The sequence below is a fragment of the Streptomyces sp. NBC_00285 genome, assembly GCF_036174265.1.
Taxonomy (GTDB): Bacteria; Actinomycetota; Actinomycetes; order Streptomycetales; family Streptomycetaceae; genus Streptomyces.
In genome coordinates, this window is the sequence record NZ_CP108055.1 from 7033299 (window position 1) to 7051564 (window position 18266).

20 protein-coding genes are annotated in these 18266 nt (G+C 71.3%); 13 read left to right on the forward strand and 7 right to left on the reverse strand.

The annotated features are described in order from the left end of the window. The first annotated feature begins 3 nt into the window (after window positions 1–3). Entirely contained in the window at window positions 4–1200 is a 1197-nt protein-coding gene (locus tag OHT57_RS32645; protein WP_328753395.1) for a sensor histidine kinase, read from the forward strand. Further along, window positions 1197–1814, forward strand: a complete 618-nt coding sequence (locus OHT57_RS32650; RefSeq protein ID WP_328750305.1) for a response regulator transcription factor — start codon at window positions 1197–1199, stop codon at window positions 1812–1814. Before OHT57_RS32645 ends, OHT57_RS32650 begins: the two co-directional genes overlap by 4 nt. An 88-nt stretch (window positions 1815–1902) precedes the next feature. Here the strand turns inward: OHT57_RS32650 and OHT57_RS32655 are convergent, their stop codons facing one another. Continuing rightward, a complete protein-coding gene (locus OHT57_RS32655; protein WP_328750306.1) occupies window positions 1903–2754 on the reverse strand; it encodes a transglutaminase-like domain-containing protein in 852 nt (283 codons plus the stop codon). Between the two features lie 32 nt (window positions 2755–2786). After that, complete coding sequence (locus OHT57_RS32660) at window positions 2787–3791, reverse strand: GNAT family N-acetyltransferase (protein ID WP_328750307.1); 1005 nt, start codon at window positions 3789–3791, stop codon at window positions 2787–2789. Window positions 3792–3930: 139 nt separating this feature from the next. Here OHT57_RS32660 and fdxA point away from each other — a divergent pair, with 139 nt between their 5' ends. Together fdxA and OHT57_RS32670 are read left to right on the forward strand one after the other, a co-directional pair. Next, on the forward strand, window positions 3931–4248 hold the full coding sequence (fdxA, locus tag OHT57_RS32665) for a ferredoxin (RefSeq protein ID WP_007384503.1): 318 nt from the start codon (window positions 3931–3933) through the stop codon (window positions 4246–4248). A gap of 120 nt (window positions 4249–4368) precedes the next feature. Then, window positions 4369–5463, forward strand: a complete 1095-nt coding sequence (locus OHT57_RS32670) for a bifunctional succinyldiaminopimelate transaminase/glutamate-prephenate aminotransferase (protein WP_328750309.1) — start codon at window positions 4369–4371, stop codon at window positions 5461–5463. Between the two features lie 64 nt (window positions 5464–5527). Here the strand turns inward: OHT57_RS32670 and OHT57_RS32675 are convergent, their stop codons facing one another. Together OHT57_RS32675 and OHT57_RS32680 are read right to left on the reverse strand one after the other, a co-directional pair. Continuing rightward, complete coding sequence (locus OHT57_RS32675) at window positions 5528–5983, reverse strand: ATP-binding protein (protein WP_328750310.1); 456 nt, start codon at window positions 5981–5983, stop codon at window positions 5528–5530. A 272-nt stretch (window positions 5984–6255) separates the two neighbouring features. Then, entirely contained in the window at window positions 6256–7239 is a 984-nt protein-coding gene (locus tag OHT57_RS32680) for a heavy metal transporter (protein ID WP_328750311.1), read from the reverse strand. An 85-nt stretch (window positions 7240–7324) separates the two neighbouring features. Between OHT57_RS32680 and dapE the strand changes: the two genes are divergently transcribed. Then, the gene (gene dapE, locus OHT57_RS32685; RefSeq protein ID WP_328750312.1) at window positions 7325–8404 is read left to right on the forward strand and encodes a succinyl-diaminopimelate desuccinylase; all 1080 of its coding nucleotides are present in this window, start codon (window positions 7325–7327) and stop codon (window positions 8402–8404) included. A gap of 110 nt (window positions 8405–8514) precedes the next feature. Next, on the forward strand, window positions 8515–9273 hold the full coding sequence (locus OHT57_RS32690; RefSeq protein ID WP_328750313.1) for a TIGR00730 family Rossman fold protein: 759 nt from the start codon (window positions 8515–8517) through the stop codon (window positions 9271–9273). Between the two features lie 60 nt (window positions 9274–9333). Here the strand turns inward: OHT57_RS32690 and folP are convergent, their stop codons facing one another. Further along, window positions 9334–10194 carry a dihydropteroate synthase gene (gene folP, locus OHT57_RS32695; RefSeq protein ID WP_328750314.1) on the reverse strand — a complete coding sequence of 287 codons (861 nt, stop codon included), beginning with the start codon at window positions 10192–10194 and terminating at the stop codon, window positions 9334–9336. 146 nt (window positions 10195–10340) lie between these two features. Here folP and OHT57_RS32700 point away from each other — a divergent pair, with 146 nt between their 5' ends. After that, complete coding sequence (locus OHT57_RS32700; protein ID WP_328750315.1) at window positions 10341–10730, forward strand: DivIVA domain-containing protein; 390 nt, start codon at window positions 10341–10343, stop codon at window positions 10728–10730. Then, window positions 10727–11305 (forward strand): DNA-3-methyladenine glycosylase I, encoded by a 579-nt coding sequence (locus tag OHT57_RS32705; protein ID WP_328750316.1) that lies wholly within the window; start codon window positions 10727–10729, stop codon window positions 11303–11305. Before OHT57_RS32700 ends, OHT57_RS32705 begins: the two co-directional genes overlap by 4 nt. 38 nt (window positions 11306–11343) lie before the next feature. On the opposite strand, the gene OHT57_RS32710 is transcribed toward OHT57_RS32705, so the two are convergent. Further along, window positions 11344–12135, reverse strand: a complete 792-nt coding sequence (locus OHT57_RS32710; protein WP_328750317.1) for an enoyl-CoA hydratase/isomerase family protein — start codon at window positions 12133–12135, stop codon at window positions 11344–11346. A 358-nt stretch (window positions 12136–12493) separates the two neighbouring features. Between OHT57_RS32710 and OHT57_RS32715 the strand changes: the two genes are divergently transcribed. Then, a complete protein-coding gene (locus tag OHT57_RS32715) occupies window positions 12494–12661 on the forward strand; it encodes a DUF3117 domain-containing protein (RefSeq protein WP_003966491.1) in 168 nt (55 codons plus the stop codon). Window positions 12662–12876: 215 nt separating this feature from the next. Here the strand turns inward: OHT57_RS32715 and OHT57_RS32720 are convergent, their stop codons facing one another. Beyond that, the gene (locus OHT57_RS32720; RefSeq protein WP_328753396.1) at window positions 12877–13575 is read right to left on the reverse strand and encodes an O-methyltransferase; all 699 of its coding nucleotides are present in this window, start codon (window positions 13573–13575) and stop codon (window positions 12877–12879) included. Window positions 13576–13810: 235 nt separating this feature from the next. On the opposite strand from OHT57_RS32720, the gene sigE reads away from it, so the two are divergent. From sigE to OHT57_RS32740, 4 genes are all read left to right on the forward strand, one after another. Further along, window positions 13811–14509: an RNA polymerase sigma factor SigE gene (gene sigE / locus OHT57_RS32725; RefSeq protein ID WP_328750318.1), complete on the forward strand. Its 699-nt coding sequence runs from the start codon at window positions 13811–13813 to the stop codon at window positions 14507–14509. Beyond that, window positions 14506–15480: an anti-sigma factor family protein gene (locus OHT57_RS32730; RefSeq protein ID WP_328750319.1), complete on the forward strand. Its 975-nt coding sequence runs from the start codon at window positions 14506–14508 to the stop codon at window positions 15478–15480. Before sigE ends, OHT57_RS32730 begins: the two co-directional genes overlap by 4 nt. Before the next feature lie 91 nt (window positions 15481–15571). Next, on the forward strand, window positions 15572–17449 hold the full coding sequence (locus OHT57_RS32735) for a trypsin-like peptidase domain-containing protein (protein WP_328750320.1): 1878 nt from the start codon (window positions 15572–15574) through the stop codon (window positions 17447–17449). Between the two features lie 235 nt (window positions 17450–17684). Further along, the gene (locus OHT57_RS32740; RefSeq protein ID WP_328750321.1) at window positions 17685–18131 is read left to right on the forward strand and encodes a sec-independent translocase; all 447 of its coding nucleotides are present in this window, start codon (window positions 17685–17687) and stop codon (window positions 18129–18131) included. The last annotated feature ends 135 nt before the right edge of the window (window positions 18132–18266 follow it).

An 18266-nucleotide genomic window follows, 5' to 3' on the forward strand; every position in this document is an offset into this window, starting at 1 on the left:
GCGATGACGGACGAGCCGCGCAGGGACGAGGAAGCGCGTGCGGAGCGGCTGGTGCCCATCGGCCGGCCGCCCCGCAGCCGGGGCGAGGTCGTGCGCAAGCTGGTGTGGATCGTGCCCTGGCTGGTCTTCCTCAGCTCACCGGTGCACGACCTGGCCTCCGGTCACCACACCGGCTCGGCCACCATCGCGGGCTGGGCGGGCCTCACCGTCTTCACCGGCACCTATCTGGCGCTGGTCTTCCGGAACATGGGCCGGACGTTCCCCGGTCGGCTGGTCTGCGGCCTGGTCGTCGTGCTCTGGCTGCTCGCGGTCGTCCTGACCCTGAGCTTCGGCTCCTCCTGGCTCGGACTGTTCGTGTACGTCTCCGTGGCCTGCGGGGTGACCTTCCCGCTCCGGGCCACGTACTGGGCGATTCCGGCGATCACCCTCACACTGATGCTGGTGGGTCTGCGCACCGACCTGGACGCGGCCTGGGGGCTGTTCATCGTCGTGCTCCTCGTCGGCTACTCCATGACCGGCGTACGCCAACTCGTGCGCACGACCGTGGAGTTGCGCAAGGCCCGCGCGACCGTCGCCCAACTGGCCGCGAACGAGGAGCGGCTGCGCCTCGCCCGTGACCTGCACGACCTCCTCGGCCACTCGCTGTCCCTCATCACCCTGAAGAGCGAGCTCGCGGGCCGGATGCTCCCCGCCCACCCCGACAAGGCGGCCCAGCAGGTCGCCGACATCGAACAGGTCAGCCGCCAGGCCCTGGTGGACGTCCGCGAGGCCGTCACCGGCTACCGGCGTGCCCGCCTGGCCCCGGAACTGGCGGGCGCCCAGGTCGCCCTGACGGCTGCCGGAGTCACCGCCGCGCTGCCCGCCGAGCCGGATCTCACCGGCGTTCCCGAGGACAGCGAGGCTGCCCTTGCCTGGGCGCTGCGCGAGGCCGTCACCAACGTCGTACGGCACAGCGGGGCCCGGCGCTGCACGGTGGAGCTGCTCCGCCGCCAGACCCTCGACGGGGCCCGGCTCGAACTCCGCGTCGAGGACGACGGTTCCGGCGGCTCGGGCGGAGGCCCCGGCAACGGCCTCACCGGCCTCACCGAACGCCTGGAGAAAGCCGGCGGCACCCTGGAGGCCGCCGGCACCCGGAACGGCTTCCGCCTGGTCGCCCGCGTGCCCGCCGGCTCCGCGGCCGACGTAGGATCCGCCTCATGACGAGCCGCACGATCAAGGTCCTGCTCGCCGAGGACCAGTCGATGGTCCGCGAGGCACTGGCCGCCCTGCTCGGCCTGGAGGACGACATCGAGGTCGTCGCCCAAGTGGCCCGCGGCGACGAGGTCCTGGCGGCGGCCCGCGCCCACGACGTCGACGTGGCCCTCATGGACATCGAGATGCCGGGCGTGACGGGCATAGAGGCCGCGGCCCAGCTCCACAAGGAACTCCCGTCGGTGAAGCTCGTGATCCTCACGACCTTCGGCCGCCCCGGCTACCTGCGCAGCGCGATGGAAGCGGGTGCCGACGCCTTCCTGGTCAAGGACGCTCCGGCGGCCCAACTGGCGGCAGCGGTACGCAAGGTGCTGGCGGGGGAGCGGGTCATCGACCCCACCCTGGCGGCAGCGGCCCTCGCGGAGGGCGCGAACCCGCTGACGGACCGGGAGCGGGAGATCCTGCGAGCGGCGGCCGACGGCTCCACAAACGCCGAGCTGGCCAAGGCACTTCACCTCTCCCAGGGCACCGTCCGCAACTACCTCTCCACGGCGATCCAGAAGCTGGCGGTGCGGAACAGGGCGGAGGCGGTCCGTATCGCAAGGGAAAAGGGCTGGCTGTAACCCACTCAGGGGCGCGGGGCTGTATCAAAATGCGGCTCCGCCGCGCGGGCGCGACCAGCCACGACGCACCAGTAGACGCGAACGGCCGTCAGTTCAACCGAGCTCGCGCGGCCCGTGCCTGTTGTCGCAGACGGTCCGCCGCGGCCTCGTCCACCGCGGCCACCACCCCCGCGTACGCCTCCAACTCCCCGGCACCCTCGACGAAGTCACCCCGCTGCACCAGCAACTGCGCCCGCTCGTACCGCAGTCGCGCCGGATGCGAAGGCAGCAACAGGGCCAGCTCAACGGCCCACAGCCCCACATCCGACCGCTCCGGCCGAGCGGCGGCCCACGCGCGGGCGTTGTTCAGGATCCGCTGCACCACGTCCAGCGGATCCGCCGGCCCCAGCATCGACGCATCCAGCGAACCCCCTGTCGCCCCGGCGACCAGCAACTCCGCGTCGCCCCCGGTCAACACCCGCCCCCCGTCGAACGGATCCGCCAGCACCTGTTCCTCCGGCGGCCCGAACCCGACCACGAAGTGCCCCGGCAGCGCGACCCCGTACACGGGAGCACCCGCCCGCCTGGCCACCTCCATCCACACCACGGACAGCAGGATCGGCAGCCCCCTGCGTCGCCGCAGCACCTCGTGCAGCAGCGAGGACTCCAGCCGCTGGTAGTCCACCGGCGCCCCACGGAACCCGCACCGGTCCCCGAGCAGCTCCCGCAGCGACACCGCCCACGATCGCGGTCCGCCCGGCCGGAACGGCAACTGCCCCGCCAGCCGGTCCAGTTCGACCTGCGCCGCGTCGATGCCGGTCTCGCCGAGCGCCGCGTCCGCCTGCGCCCCCACCAGCAGACACAGTGCGGACAGGTCGGGCCGCTCGGACCGCGCCTCTTCGGCGAACCGCCTCCGTAGCTCGGCGGACCGTTCGGGCGGGGGCGGATTCGGGGGACGCATAGCTGGCTCGTGCCCTTTCGCTGCGATCGCTACTACCGCGAGCCGCCGGAGACGTCCGGCTCGCGGTAGTGGTGGTAGGCGTGATGCGCGGCGAACCCCATCCGCCCGTACAGCGCCCGCGCACCGGCGTTGTCGGCCTCGACCTGGAGCCACGCGGCCGACGCCCCCTCGTCCAGCGCCCGCTGGGCCAGCGCTGCCATCACGGTGGAGGCCAGCCCCCGTCGCCGTAGCGCGGGATCCACCTCGACCGCGGCGAACCCGGCCCATCTGCCGTCCACGACGCACCGCCCGATCGCGGCCGGCGCGTCCGCACCGGGGACGGTCGCGAACCACACCGAGGGCCCCGCGCCCAGCACCCGCAGTGCCACCTCGCTCACCCCCTTGCGCTGATAGCGCGCCAGCCAGTCCGCGTCGGCCTGACGGGACAGGACCACGCCGTCACCGGACCGGTCGGCGACCGGTGCCAGCGCCCCGGTCCACAACTCCGCCGTCACCTCCCGCGTCCAGCCCCGCGCCTCCAGTTCCGCGCACAGCACCTCCTGGGTGCCGGCGGCGCCGGTCGCGGTCTGCACGTACGCGGGCAGACCACGGTCGCGGTACCAGCGTCGTACGGCGGTCAGGGCCTCGTCGAGAGGCATGCCCACGTCGCCGACCGGGAGGACGGAGTTGGCTCGGCGGGTGAAGCCGGAGGCGGCACGCAGCTCCCACTCGCCGAGCCGGTCGCTCTCCACCGGCTGCCAGCCCCGCGCGGCGATCCGGGCCAGTTCCGGGTACGAGGCGGCCGGTCCCCGGCGGCGGGCCGGCTCCGCGGGCACGACCTTGCCCGCCACCAGCGCGGACTCCGGAACGCGGACGCTCCGGCCGTCCCGGCGCGTGATCATCAGCACACCGTCGTCCCATGATGTGAGAACACCCACCGTGTCGGTGAACTTCTCCTGTGTGACGCCGGTTTCGTCCAGACAGCGCACGGATACCCGTTTGCCCACGTCAGCAGCGGAGATGCGGACGACGAGACGTCCGCCGGCGGAGATTTCCACAGGTCAGTTCACCCCTCCTGTTCGGATCATGCCCAGGAACGGAGATACTAGGGGCGGGCATCGACGAGCCGCGCTCCCGCGCGCGAGGCGGCGGAGCCTGAGGAGGCCCGCCGGCGCCCTATGGAGGAGGAACGACAGCGTGACCTACGTCATCGCGCAGCCTTGTGTCGACGTCAAGGACAAGGCGTGCATCGAAGAGTGCCCGGTCGACTGCATCTACGAGGGCTCCCGGTCCTTGTACATCCACCCGGACGAATGCGTCGACTGCGGGGCCTGTGAGCCGGTCTGCCCGGTCGAGGCGATCTTCTACGAGGACGACACTCCGGACGAGTGGAAGGACTACTACAAGGCGAACGTCGAGTTCTTCGACGAGCTCGGTTCGCCCGGCGGCGCCAGCAAGCTGGGCCTGATCGAGCGGGACCACCCGTTCATCGCCGCGCTGCCGCCGCAGGCCTAGTCGTCCGCATCAGCGGCCCGCACCTCGTGCCGCCTCGGTCCCGTACGGCCTGAACGCCTCCGAGCGTGGCCGTACGGGGCCGAGGCGTTTGCCGTACGACCCGAAAGTGAGCCGATCGCCGTGTCCGCAGTCTCCGACCGCCTTCCCGCCTTCCCCTGGGACAAGCTGGAGCCGTACAAGAAGACGGCCGCCGCGCACCCCGGAGGCATCGTCGACCTGTCGGTCGGCACACCTGTCGACCCGGTCCCCGACCTCGTCCAGAAAGCCCTGATCGACGCGGCGGACTCCCCGGGGTATCCGACGGTGTGGGGCACCCCGGCCCTGCGTGACGCGATCACCGGCTGGGTCGAGCGCCGGCTGGGCGCCCGCGGGATCACCCACCGCCACGTCCTGCCGATCGTCGGCTCCAAGGAACTCGTCGCCTGGCTCCCCACCCAGCTGGGCCTGGGCCCCGGCGACCGGGTCGCGTACCCGCGCCTGGCCTACCCGACCTACGAGGTCGGCGCGCGCCTGGCCCGCGCCGACCACGAGGTGTACGACGACCCGACCGAGCTGGACCCGGCGGGCCTGAAGCTCCTGTGGCTCAACTCCCCGTCCAACCCGACCGGCAGGGTGCTGTCCAAGGACGAGCTCACCCGGATCGTGGCCTGGGCGCGGTCCCACGGCATCCTGATCTTCTCCGACGAGTGCTACCTGGAGCTGGGCTGGGAGGCCGACCCGGTCTCCGTCCTCCATCCGGACGTCAACGGCGGCTCGCACGACGGCATCGTGGCCGTGCACTCGCTGTCGAAGCGGTCCAACCTCGCGGGCTACCGCGCGGCCTTCCTGGCGGGCGACCCGGCCGTCCTTGCGCCCCTCCTGGAGATCCGCAAGCACGGCGGCATGATGACGCCGGCGCCGACCCAGGCCGCGGTGGTCGCTGCTCTGGGCGACGACACCCACGTCCGTGAGCAGCGGGAGCGGTACACGGCCCGCCGGGCCCTGTTGCGCGAGGCACTGGTGAAGCACGGCTTCCGCATCGAGCACAGCGAGGCCAGCCTCTACCTGTGGGCCACGCGCGAGGAGACCTGCTGGTCGACCGTCGCCCACCTGGCCGACCTGGGCATCCTGGTGGCGCCGGGGGACTTCTACGGCGAGGCGGGCGAGAACTTCGTACGCGTGGCGCTGACGGCGACGGACGAGCGGGTGCGGGCTGCGGTCCAGCGTCTGGCGTAGTCGCGCGGGCACACGGTGAAGGGGTCCGGGACGCCGTCCCGGACCCCTTCACCGTCTGTGCGTACTAGCCGAGCGGCAGGCTCTTCACCGGCAGGGTGTCCGCCGCCGGCAGGCCGCCGCCCTTGGTGAGGGAGTCGGTCGGCAGGCCGCCCTTGGTCGCGGTGGACGTGGTGTCCCCGAGGAGGCCACCGGCGGAACCGGCGGCCTCGCCCGCCGTCTTCTGCGCGGCCGGCGCCGCCTTCTTCACGGCCTTGCCGCTGGTCTTGCCCGCGGACGGCACCGCCTTCTCGACCGTCTTTCCACCGGTCTTGCCCGCGGTCCCGGTCAGGTTCTGCGTCGCGCCGTCCACGGTGTTGCCGACGTGCGCCCCGTCCATGGCGGTCAGGCCGCCGAGGTTCGGGGCGGCGGGCAGCGTGGCGGGGGCCGCACTGGCGGAGCCGGCCGCACCGACCCCGGCTGCCGCTCCCGCAGCGACGAGCAGCGCGGCGCGGGCGATCCTGCGGGTCAGGGGGAGGGACATGTTGCTCCTTCGAGGGGAAACGTTGCTAGGACGCCGTGACTACCGCTCGAAGCCGAGGAAGGTTGCGGAGATCCAACGCAAAGAGTTGGTAATGCGTCGCATTATCACCTGCGGATAAAAACGGGCAAAAAGCTACCGGTCTGAAAGTCCGCCGAATCCTTGCAGCCCTTTGTTCTCAAGGGTTTTGACGGATACGGGAGTGACGTGGCGAAAACCTGCGCACACCCGCTCCGACAGCAGGCGGACGTGACCCTTCCAGGTGATCATCCGAACTACCGTGCCGTCAGTATCCGTACGGTCGCCGTGGCCGCCTCGCTGCCCGCCGGCCGCCACTGGCTGTCCGTGTTCCCGGCGGTCCACTGCCGCCCGGCGTACGAGACCCGCTCGATGCGCAGCGCGGAGGAGTTGGCGACCGCCCAGTGCGCGAGCTGCCAGCCGCGTTCCCGCAGGGTGCGGCCGGAACCCGGGCTGGTGTCCTTGCGCACGGGAAGGGTCACGGTGCGCGGGTCACCCGTGGTCGGCGTCGGAGTCGGTGACGCCTTGCCGCCCACCTCCGCGGCGGTCGTCTCCAGCGCGTCCCGCCCGAAGTCCCGTACGAGAGCCGACCGCACCGCGTCCGGGCCCGTGGCGGCGGCCTGGGTGCCGTCCTGAGCGCCGGCCTGAGTGCTGTCCTGGCGGCCGTCACAGGTCAGGGCGGCCGCCGAGGTGCCGGTGAGGGCGGCGGCGAGCAGCCTGGCGTCCGGCTCGTGCTTCGCGTACGCCTCCGGGAAGCCGCTGCGCTGCACACGCTGCGCGGCCTCGGTCAGCGGCATCTTCTCGTAGTCGTCCACCTTGACCAGGTGCGTGTAGAACTCGCCCGCCGCGTACGTCGGGTCCAGGATCTCCTTCGGCGTGCCCCAGCCCTGCGAGGGCCGCTGCTGGAACAGGCCGAGCGAGTCACGGTCGCCGTGCGAGATGTTGCGCAGCCCGGACTCCTGGAGCGCGGTGGCCAGCGCGATGGCCACGGCCCGCTCGGGAAGCCCGCGCCCGGTGCCCACGGCGGTGATCGTCGCCGCGTTCACCGCCTGCTCCGGCGTGAAGTCGTAGGCAGGCCCGTCCGCCTTGCCCGAGACGACCGTGCAGCCCGGCCCGTGTGAGCCTCCGGTGACGTACTGCACCGCGAGGTATCCGGCGACCGCACACAGGATCACTAGGGCCGCCCCGAAACGGAGGACGCGGCCACGGCGCTTGCGAGTAGGAGGCGACGGCTCTGGCATCCGGACAAGATACTGGAGAGTACTGAGGCCTCTGCGCCCGGCGGGGACAGTGAGGGCCGCCGGAGAGGGCGTTAGGGTCGAGAGCATGGCCGACACCCCTCTTGACCTTTCGCTGGACGCAGCTCAGCTCACCGCGCAGCTCGTCGACTTCCCCTCCGAGAGCGGCACCGAGAAGCCCCTCGCGGACGCGATCGAGAGCGCCCTGCGCGCCCTGCCGCACCTGACGGTCGACCGCCAGGGCAACAACGTCGTCGCCCGCACGGACCTCGGCCGCACGGAACGCGTCATCCTCGCCGGCCACATCGACACCGTGCCCATCGCGGGCAACGTCCCCTCCCGCCTCGACGACGAGGGCTACCTCTGGGGCTGCGGTACCTGCGACATGAAGTCCGGGGTCGCGGTCCAGCTGCGCATCGCGGCCACCGTCCCCGAGCCCAACCGCGACCTCACCTTCATCTTCTACGACAACGAAGAGGTCGCCGCCCACCTCAACGGCCTGGGACATGTGGCCGAGGCCCACCCCGAGTGGCTGGAGGGCGACTTCGCGGTCCTCCTGGAGCCGACGGACAACCAGGTCGAGGGCGGCTGCCAGGGAACCCTGCGGGTGCTGCTGACGTTCAAGGGAGAGCGGGCGCACTCCGCGCGCGCGTGGATGGGCTCCAACGCGATCCACAAGGCGGCCCCGGCCCTCGCGAAGCTGGCGGCCTACGAGCCGCGCAAGCCAGTCGTGGACGGGCTGGAGTTCCACGAAGGCCTCAACGCGGTCGGCGTGAAGGGCGGTGTGGCGACGAACGTCATCCCCGACTCCTGCACCCTGACGGTCAACTTCCGTTACGCGCCCGACCGAAGCGAGGCCGAGGCGGAGGCCTTCGTCCGGGACTTCTTCGCGGACTGCGGGGTCGACGAGTTCGTCGTCGACGATCACACGGGCGGTGCCCGCCCCGGCCTCAACCATCCTGTCGCGCAGGCCTTCATGGCCGCGGTCGGCGGCGTGGCACGCCCCAAGTTCGGCTGGACGGACGTGTCCCGCTTCAGCGCGCTGGGCGTACCCGCGGTGAACTACAGCCCCGGTGAGCCGCTGCTCGCGCACAAGGTGGACGAGCGGGTGAAGGTGTCGCAGATCCCGCAGGCGGAGTCGCGGCTGAAGGCCTGGCTGACGTCGTAGGAAGGCACTGCGCCGGCGGGCGGTTCATGGCGGACACGCGTACGTCCCCCCTCCGTAACCCGCGTAGATCTACGCTGAGATGGAAAGACAGGCAAGCGGAGGGAGCGCACATGGCTACCGGGAACCCCGAGGGCAAGAAGCAGCCGCCGGAGGAGCAGCGCCTGGGACCTGTCCTCCGCAGGCGGGGACAGGTCACGGCGAGCACGACCGACCAGCGCCTGCTGGACGCGGGCGGACCCTCGGACTGGGTCCACACCGACCCCTGGCGCGTGCTGCGCATCCAGTCGGAGTTCATCGAAGGCTTCGGCACACTCGCCGAACTCCCGCCCGCCATCAGCGTGTTCGGCTCGGCTCGGACACCGGCGGACTCGCCCGAGTACGAGGCGGGTGTGCAGTTGGGCCGCGGCTTGGTAGAGGCCGGCTTCGCGGTCATCACCGGCGGTGGCCCCGGCGCCATGGAGGCGGCCAACAAGGGCGCCAGCGAGGCGAACGGCGTCTCGGTCGGCCTCGGCATCGAGCTCCCCTTCGAGCAGGGGCTCAACCCGTACGTCGACATCGGCCTCAACTTCCGCTACTTCTTCGTCCGCAAGATGATGTTCGTGAAGTACGCGCAGGGGTTCGTGGTCCTGCCCGGCGGTCTCGGCACCCTCGACGAACTCTTCGAGGCGCTGACCCTCGTCCAGACCCAGAAGGTCACCCGCTTCCCGATCGTCCTCTTCGGCAGCGAGTACTGGGGCGGACTGGTCGACTGGATCAGGAGCACGCTGGTCGCCCAGGGCAAGGCGTCGGAGAAGGACCTGCACCTGTTCCACGTGACGGACGACGTGGACGAGGCGGTGGCACTGGTGTCGAAGGAGGCCGGCCGCTGAACTACGGGGGCGGAGCCCCCGCAGGACGGGACGGGTAGGGGCGGCGGGGGCGAAAAGGCCCTACGCCAGCCCCCGCCGCGCGACCGCCGGCGGCCGGTGCCCCGCGATCGACGCCACCATGTCCAGCACCTGCCGCGTCTCGGCGACCTCGTGCACCCGGTACACCTGAGCCCCCAGCCACGCGGACACGGCGGTGGTGGCGAGCGTCCCGACCACCCGCTCCTTCACCGGTCTGTCCAGGGTCTCGCCCACGAAGTCCTTGTTGGACAGCGACACCAACACCGGCCACCCCGTCCCGACCATCTCGCCCAGCCGCCGGGTCGCCTCAAGACTGTGCCGCGTGCTCTTCCCGAAGTCGTGCCCGGGATCGATCATCACGGACTCCCTGGGCACGCCCAGCGCGACCGCCCGCTCCGCCAGCCCCACGGTCACCCGCAGAATGTCGGCCATCACGTCGTCGTACGTCACCCGATGCGGCCGGGTACGCGGCTCCGCGCCCCCGGCATGGGTGCACACCAGCCCCACCCGGTACCGCGCGGCGACCTCCGCGAGGCCCGGATCGACCCCGCCCCACGCGTCGTTGAGCAGGTCCGCCCCGGCCTCGCAGACGGCCTCACCGACCGACGCCCGCCAGGTGTCGACGCTGATCACGACATCCGGGAACCGCCGCCGGACCTCCGATACGAAGCCGACGGTCCGCCGGCCCTCCTCCGCCGCGGAGACCTCTTCCCCCGGCCCGGCCTTGACGCCGCCGATGTCGATGATCGCGGCCCCTTCGGCCACCGCCTGCTCCACGCGCGCGAGAGCGGGCTCGTCGAGGAACGTGGCTCCCTGGTCGTAGAAGGAGTCGGGCGTCCGGTTCACGATCGCCATGATCACCGGCTCGTGCGCGTCGAACTCGCGCCTGCCCAGCCTGAGCATCCCCTGTGACCTCACTTCGTCCGTCTGTGTGTTCGGCGTCTGCGGCCGCCTGCGACCCTAACTGTCAGACTCGCATGGCACGATCGGACCCTGACACATTCGACGCCGGCGGCCGGCCGCCGGCTGGGACCATGGGGACCTCAGCAATGGTTATGTTCTTGTTCCTGGTCATCGCCCTAGCGGTCGTGGTCGCCGCGGTGACGCTCGCCGTGGTGGGCGGTGGCGAGAGCGACGGCCCGCTGCCGGACGTCGCCCCGGAGCGGCTCCAGGACCCCCTGCCGCTGGACCGCCCGGTGGACCGCGCCGACGTCGAGAGCCTGCGTTTCCCGCTCACCGCCCGCGGCTACCGCATGGCCGACGTGGACGACGCCCTCGGCCGCCTCGGCGCGGAGCTCGCCGAGCGGGACGCGCGGATCGCCGACCTGGAGTCCGCGCTGGCCGGTGCCCAGGCCGCCGCGCACGTCTCCATGCAGAAGCCGGACCAGGGCAACGACCACGGCTACGGGTTCGGTCTCGGGCTCGGGGAGCAGCAGTGACCTCCGGTACCGCCCTGGCCGGCGCGGACGGCGCGCTGCGCTGCCCCTGGGCCCTGTCCACGCCGGACTACGTGGCCTACCACGACGAGGAGTGGGGCCGCCCTGTCCACGGCGACGACGCCCTCTTCGAACGCCTGAGCCTGGAGGCGTTCCAGTCAGGCCTGTCCTGGATCACGATCCTCCGCCGCCGCGAAGGCTTTCGTGCCGCCTTCGCGGGCTTCGAGATCGCCAAGGTGGCGACGTTCGGCGAGGCCGACCGGGACCGACTGCTCCTGGACGCCGGCATCATCCGCAACCGCGCCAAGGTCGACGCGACCATGGCCAACGCGCGCGTGCTGGCCGACTGGGCGCCGGGCGAGCTGGACGAGTTGATCTGGAGCCACGCGCCGGCCTCTCAGACGGTCCCCGAGACGCTGGGCGACGTCCAGGCGGTCACCCCGGAGTCGACAGCCCTGTCGAAGGCCCTGAAGAAACGGGGCCTGCGCTTCGTGGGCCCGACGACGGCGTACGCCCTGATGCAGGCGTGCGGCCTGGTGAACGACCACCTGCGGACCTGCGTGTCGAGAGCTTCCTAGGGGGCGGCCGGCCACCGGGCCCGCAGCCCCCAGGGGGCTCACCGCCCCGAGAACTCGGGCGTCTCCTTGTTCACGAACGCCCGAACCGCGGTCGCATGGTCCTCGGAGGCCCCGGCCCGTGACTGCAGCTCGTCCTCCTTCTCCAGCGTCTCCGACAGGGTGTGCGACAGGGCGTACGCCAGCGACTCCTTGATCGCCCCGTATGCCACCGTCGGCCCCGAGGCCAGTGCCCGTGCCACCTTCTCCGCCTCGGCGGGCAGCTCGGTCGACGGCACGAGACGGTTCACGATCCCCAGCTCGTACGCGTCCTGAGCGGAGATGGTCCGGGGGAAGAGCAGCAGATCGGCAGCCCTGCCCGGGCCCACCACCCGCGGCAGCGTCCAGGAGATTCCGGAGTCCGCGGTCAGCGCGACTCCCGCGAACGACGTGTTGAAGGCGGCCGTGTCCGCGACCACCCGGTAGTCCGCGGCCAGCGCGAGCCCGAATCCGGCCCCGGCCGCGACACCGTTCACCCCGGCGACCACCGGCTTCGGCATTTCCGTCAGCGCCCGCACGATCGGGTTGTAGTGCTCCTTGACCGTGCTCATGACGACGTCGGACCCCTGGAGCAGCAGCCCGATGTGCTCCTTGAGGTCCTGCCCCACGCAGAACGCCCGCTCCCCGGCCGCGGTGAGCAGCACGGCCCGTACGGCGTCGTCCGTGGCCGCCGACTCCACGGCCTCCCGCAACGCGACCTTCGTGGCGATGTCGAGCGCGTTCATCGCCCCGGGCCGGTTCAGCGTGATGGTCGCGAGTCCGTCGCTCACCTCGTAGAGCACGGTGTCGGCCATGGCTTTTCCCCTCCGGTGTGTCCGTTGCATCCGTTGTCCGAAGGACAGCATGTCGGAGATCACCGTCCGCTGACCGGACCTGACGTGTGACCTGCGTCAAAGAATCCGGACGCGTATTCGGTCGGCTGGGATCCGCGCGGCGGCGGAGTATCGCAGCCACATCGCCGAATTGGGTGGTTTTGCTCGCGCGCGTTGCCCAAGCGATGCCGACTGATGTTGGTCATCGGGTCCTGCGATGCGGGATAATGGCCTGGAAGCAATGTGTTCGATGCCGGTGCCACGCGTCCCACTTGGACGCGCGCCCTTTCCCGGGGCCGTCGGCTTTGACGATGAGCTGGTTTCAGGAAGGGGAACGAGCATGGCGGCCATGAAGCCGCGGACGGGCGATGGCCCGCTCGAGGTGACCAAGGAGGGGCGGGGCATTGTCATGCGCGTTCCGCTCGAAGGCGGCGGGCGGCTCGTCGTCGAGCTGACCCCTGACGAGGCCGACGCGCTCGGTGACGCCCTCAAGAAGGTCGTCGGCTGACGCGGGAGTGACCATACTCTTTCGGCTGCCCCGGCATCGCGCATGGTGCCGGGGCAGCCGTCTGCCCGGGCGGATCCACGGATGGCCGTACGGCCCTCATCCGGGTTTCCACGGCTCGCAGACCGGATTCCACGGCCCCGAGCGGGTACGTACGCCTCTCGCGCGCAGCCCGTTCGAACAGTCCCGGCCGCTCTCGTCCTAGCGGCCCGCCCGGCTCAGCGTTTGACCGCGCACAGCAGCCCGTCACCCACCGGCAGCAGTGACGGCACCAGTTCCTGGGTCTCGCGTACGGCCCGCAGCAGCTCCCTGAGGCGGACCACCTCCGTGGGCTGCGGTCCCGAGTCCACCGTGCGGCCGTTGGCGAAGACGCCCTCGAAGACGACGAGCCCACCCGGACGCAGCAGGCGCAACGATTCAGCGAGGTAGTCCATGACCTCCTGCCGGTCACCGTCGCAAAAGACGAGGTCGTAGCCGGCATCGGCGAGGCGGGGCAGGACCTCCAGGGCGCGGCCCGGGATGAAACGGGCCCGGTTGCTGGCGAAACCGGAGGCACGGAAGGCCTGGCGGGCGAACTGCTGGTGTTCCGGCTCGGGGTCGACGGTGGTCAGCACCCCGTCCGGACGCATCCCGTGCAGCAGATGGATGCCGGAGACGCCGGTGCCGGTACCGATCTCGGCGACGGCCTTGGCGTCCACGGAGGCGGCCAGCAACCGCAAAGCCGCGCCCGCGCCGGGCGACACCGAGCGCAGCCCCGCCTCACGGGCCCGGTCGCGGGCCCAGCGCAGGACTTCGTCCTCGGCGACGTAGGCGTCGGAGAACGCCCAGCTCGTCAGCCGGTTGCCGGTAATAACCCTCTCCTTGCCCCGTGGTTGCCTGGGCGTGACTGTATCCGTTGGCGTCGGGAACCCGCAGATGGGACCGGGCGTTTAGAGGGGTGGAGACGCACCCGGGGGGACACAGTTGGATCACGAAGCCGAGCGGGCCCTCGAGCAACTGCTGATGCGGGGGCCCGAGTGGTATCACCCCAGATCAAATTCTCGTAAAACCGCTTATCCGGAGCTAACGGGCGAGGTGGCTATGGTAGGGGCTCCACTGGAGACAACCAGAGCCGACAGGGGAGGTGCGGCCGCGTTCGGAGATCGTGGGGGAGTGCTGAGGCGCTTCCTCGGATCGGCGGGCAGGCCCAAATCCGTGAACAAAACCGCTGACCGCAGCCATGCCGGCGACTACACCCAGACCGCGACCTTCGCCACCGACGCGGACGGGCAGGCGTGGACTCCGCCCACCTGGGAGGAGATCGTCAGCACGCACAGCGGCCGCGTCTACCGCCTCGCGTACCGCCTCACCGGCAACCAGCACGACGCCGAGGACCTCACGCAGGAGGTCTTCGTCCGCGTCTTCCGCTCGCTGTCCACCTACACCCCGGGCACCTTCGAGGGCTGGCTGCACCGCATCACCACCAACCTCTTCCTGGACATGGTCCGCCGCAAGCAGCGCATCCGCTTCGACGCCCTTGGCGAGGACGCGGCCGAGCGACTGCCCAGCCGCGAGCCGTCCCCCCAGCAGATCTTCAACGACGCCCACTTCGACGCGGACGTCCAGCAGGCCCTCGACACCCTCGCGCCGGAGTTCCGCGCCGCGGTCGTCCTGTGCGACATCGAAGGACTGTCGTACGAGGAGATCGCCGCGACCCTGGGCGTCAAGCTCGGTACGGTCCGCTCGCGGATCCACCGTGGCCGTTCCCAGCTGCGCAAGGCCCTTGCACACCGCTCCCCGGAGGCCCGTGCCGAGCGACGCTCCTTCATGGCCCGGGTTCCCGCGCTGGGAGGAGGGGGCGCGACCGCGTGAGTGGATCACTGCCCAAACCCGGCGAGGGAAGCCTCGCGGAACAGCATCTGGGAGACCGACTCGCCGCCCTGGTGGACGGCGAGCTCGGTCATGCCACGCGCGAGCGTGTCCTCGCGCATCTCGCCACCTGTCCCAAGTGCAAGGCGGAGGCGGACGCCCAGCGCCGCCTGAAGAACGTCTTCGCGGAGGCCGCCCCGCCGCCGCCCTCGGAAAGCTTCCTGGCCCGACTCCAGGGGCTGCCGGGGGGTGGTCCGGAGGACGGCGACAACTCGCCGTTCGGCGGGGGAGGACTCACCGGAGGACTGTCGGGACGACCCGGCGCCGGGGTCTTCGGCGTGAGACGTGGCGAGCGCTTCGCATTCGACTACGTACCCGCCCGTCCGCACGCGCCGGTGCTCCCGCCGTCCGCCGGCCGGGGCTTCCCCGTTCATGACGTCAGTCGTCACGAGGCCGAGCGCTCTGCCTCCCGCGGCATGAGGTTCGCGTTCGTCGCCGCCGGAGCGGTGTCGCTGGCCGCGATCGCGCTGGGCGGCGTCACCACGGGGGCGCCGGGTGACACCAACGACGCCCGCGGTGGTTCAGGGGCCGGCAGCAATGTGACCCCGGCGCGCACCCCGGGCAGCGGGGCGGCGGTGCCGGAGAACCAGCGGCGCCGTGGTCTGAGTCCGCAACTCGCGCAGGAACAGGGGCAGCGGGCGTTCGGTGACGCCGCGGTCGCCCCGACCGAGGCGTCCGCGCCGCTGCTGCCGGGGATTCCCGCGCAGATCCAGGACGCGGTCGCGCACACCCTCACGGCGCCGGTGGTCGCGGGTGCTGCCGCCATGTCCCCACTCATACGCCCCCTCGACGCCACCCCGCCGCTCACCCTGGCGTCCTGGTCGGCGACCCCGGACCTCACCACCTCCGGTCTCCTCACCGCCCCCGTCCCCCACACCACGTCCGCGCCCACTCCCCCCGCCACCGCCCGCTGACCGGATCCCTGCTCCGCGGCGCGTGAACCTGGTTGAATCCACAGGTAGGTCGACGCGCCGCGAACCGCGGCCGGTCAGCTGTGGGGAGAGCATGAGCGAGGGGAAGCCCACGAAGGCGAAATGGTGGAGCCGACCCAGGCCGCAGGGGGTTTCCGGGCCGGGCGAGAACACCGTGCCGACACCCGGGGCGACGGGTCCGGACGGGGACTTCGAAGCGAGGGCCCCTGCGGATGCGCAGGCCGGCGCAGAGAAGAGTGAACTCGGGGCGCGGCACTCGGGCAGTGACGACGAGCTCGTCGCCCCACATCACGTGGACAGCGACCTGGAGCAGCCGTCAGCTCTGCCGGATGCCCAGGGAGCGGACACGGACTTCCTGCTCCCGGCACCGGCGGCGAAGGTCGTCGCGGAGGGCGACTTCGAGCTTGCGGCCCCTGAGCGCTCGGCTGCAGCCCCCGCCCCCGTCCCGGAGGGGCGCGTTCCGCCCGCTGAGGGCCCTCCCGAGCCTCCGCGCGACTCCGAGTCCACCAGCACCCCGCCGTACGGCGTACCGGGCCCCTGGGCCCCCGCCCCGCCCGTCCAGCACCCGGCGGCCACCCGCGAACACGGCACGGCGATACCGGCACCACCTCCACCCCCGTGCCCACCCGCGTCGGGACCCCCGCCTACGGACACGCCCGATCCGACGGTGCCCGAGCCGCAGCGGGGCACGGGGACTCCCGCATCACCACCGCGGACCCCCGAATCCCCAGACCCGGTCCCCACTCCCGCTGCCACGCCCTGGCAGAACTACGACCCCTGGGCCCCCGCCCCTCTCCATCAAACCGGCGCCCCCGTCGACACCGACGACACACGGCGTCGACGCATGCGGCGCAGGCTGCTCGGCGGGGCCGTGGCGCTCGCGCTCGTCGCGGGCGGTGCCGGCGGGGTCGTAGGGGCGTATCTGGAGCGCAACGGCGTCGGCGGCGAGGTGGTGCGGCTGCCGCAGGCCGTGCGGGAGTCCGGTCGGCGGGCTCCCGACAGCGTGGCCGGGATCGCCGCCCGGGCCCTGCCCAGTGTCGTGACCCTGCATGTGAGCGGGGCCTCGGAGTCCGGGACCGGGACCGGCTTCGTGCTGGACGGCCGGGGACACATCCTGACCAACAACCACGTCGTGGAGCCGGCCGGTGCCGACGGCGAGATATCGGTGACCTTCCACAGCGGGGACACCGCCAAGGCGACCGTCGTGGGCCGGGACAGCGGGTACGACCTCGCCGTCGTCGAGGTCAGAGGTGTCAGCGGGCTGCAGCCCATGCCCCTCGGCAACTCCGACAACGTCCAGGTCGGCGACCCCGTCGTCGCCATCGGCGCCCCCTTCGACCTGGAGGGCACCGTCACCTCCGGCATCATCAGCGCGAAGGAACGGCCCATCACCGCCGGCGGCGAGAGCGGGGACGGCAGTGACGTGTCGTACGTGGACGCCCTGCAGACCGACGCGCCCATCAACCCCGGCAACTCCGGAGGCCCGCTCCTCGACTCCCGGGCCCGTGTCGTCGGCATCAACTCCGCCATCCGGTCCGCCGACGAAGGCTCCGGCTCCGGAAGCGGTCAGGCCGGGTCCATAGGCCTCGGTTTCGCCATCCCGGTCAACCAGGCCAAGCGGGTCGCGGAGGAACTGATCAACACCGGCAGGGCGACCCACCCCGTCATCGGCGTCACCCTCGACATGGACTACACCGGCGACGGCGCCCGGGTAGGGGCCAAGGGCAACGGCGGCGGACCCGCCGTTACCGAGGGAGGTCCGGGCGACCGGGCCGGGATCGAGGCGGGTGACGTCGTCACGGAGGTCGACGGCCGCCGCGTCCACTCCGCGGACGAACTGATCGTCAGGACCCGCGCCCACCGTCCCGGCGACCGTCTGGAACTCACCTTGAGGCGCGGCGGCAGGGAAAGGACCGTGTCCCTGGTACTCGGATCCTCGGACGGCGGCTAAGAGAATGGCATGAGAACCGTCAGAGGTTCGATGAACACAAACCTCACAGATACGGCTCCAAACCCTGCTCCACAAGGCAACAACCCTAAAAACCGTTCACCCGCCCGCACTCTGAGGCCTCGGGACAGTACCGGTCGAACGGGAACGGCAGGTACCGTGGACCCGGCCCGGACCACGGAAGACCCGCGCAGACCACCCGAGGGCCGAGGGCCGAGGACATCGCAAGGAGCTTCAGGTGTTCAATGACATAGGACCGCTCGAGCTGATCACGCTCGTTGTCCTCGCCGTGCTCGTCTTCGGTCCGGAAAAGCTCCCGAAGGTCATCCAGGACGTCATGCGGACGGTGCGCAAGATCCGCGAGTTCTCGGAGAGCGCCAAGCAGGACATCCGGTCCGAGCTCGGCCCGGAGTTCAAGGACTTCGAGTTCGAGGACCTCAACCCCAAGACGTTCATCCGCAAGCAGCTGGACAACGACGAACTGGGGCTCAAGGAGATCCGCAACGGCTTCGACCTGAAGAAGGAGATGGCCGAGGTCACCGACGCCGTGCACAGCACGGACACGTCGTCGTCATCCGCGTCCTCTTCCTCGTCGTCGCAGTCCGGTGGCCGGATCGACATGACCAAGAAGGCCGAGGAGCCCGGCGAGCAGGACCGCCCGCCCTTCGACGCGGACGCCACCTGAGCCGTACGCCCAGCCGGTGGACGCCCGTCGAACAGCTCGGTTCGCGGGCGCCTTTTCCGTGGTGAGTGCCGAGGTGACCGACGTCGTGCGTGATGTCCTACGCGATGTCGTACGTGACGCGTTTCATATTCCTCC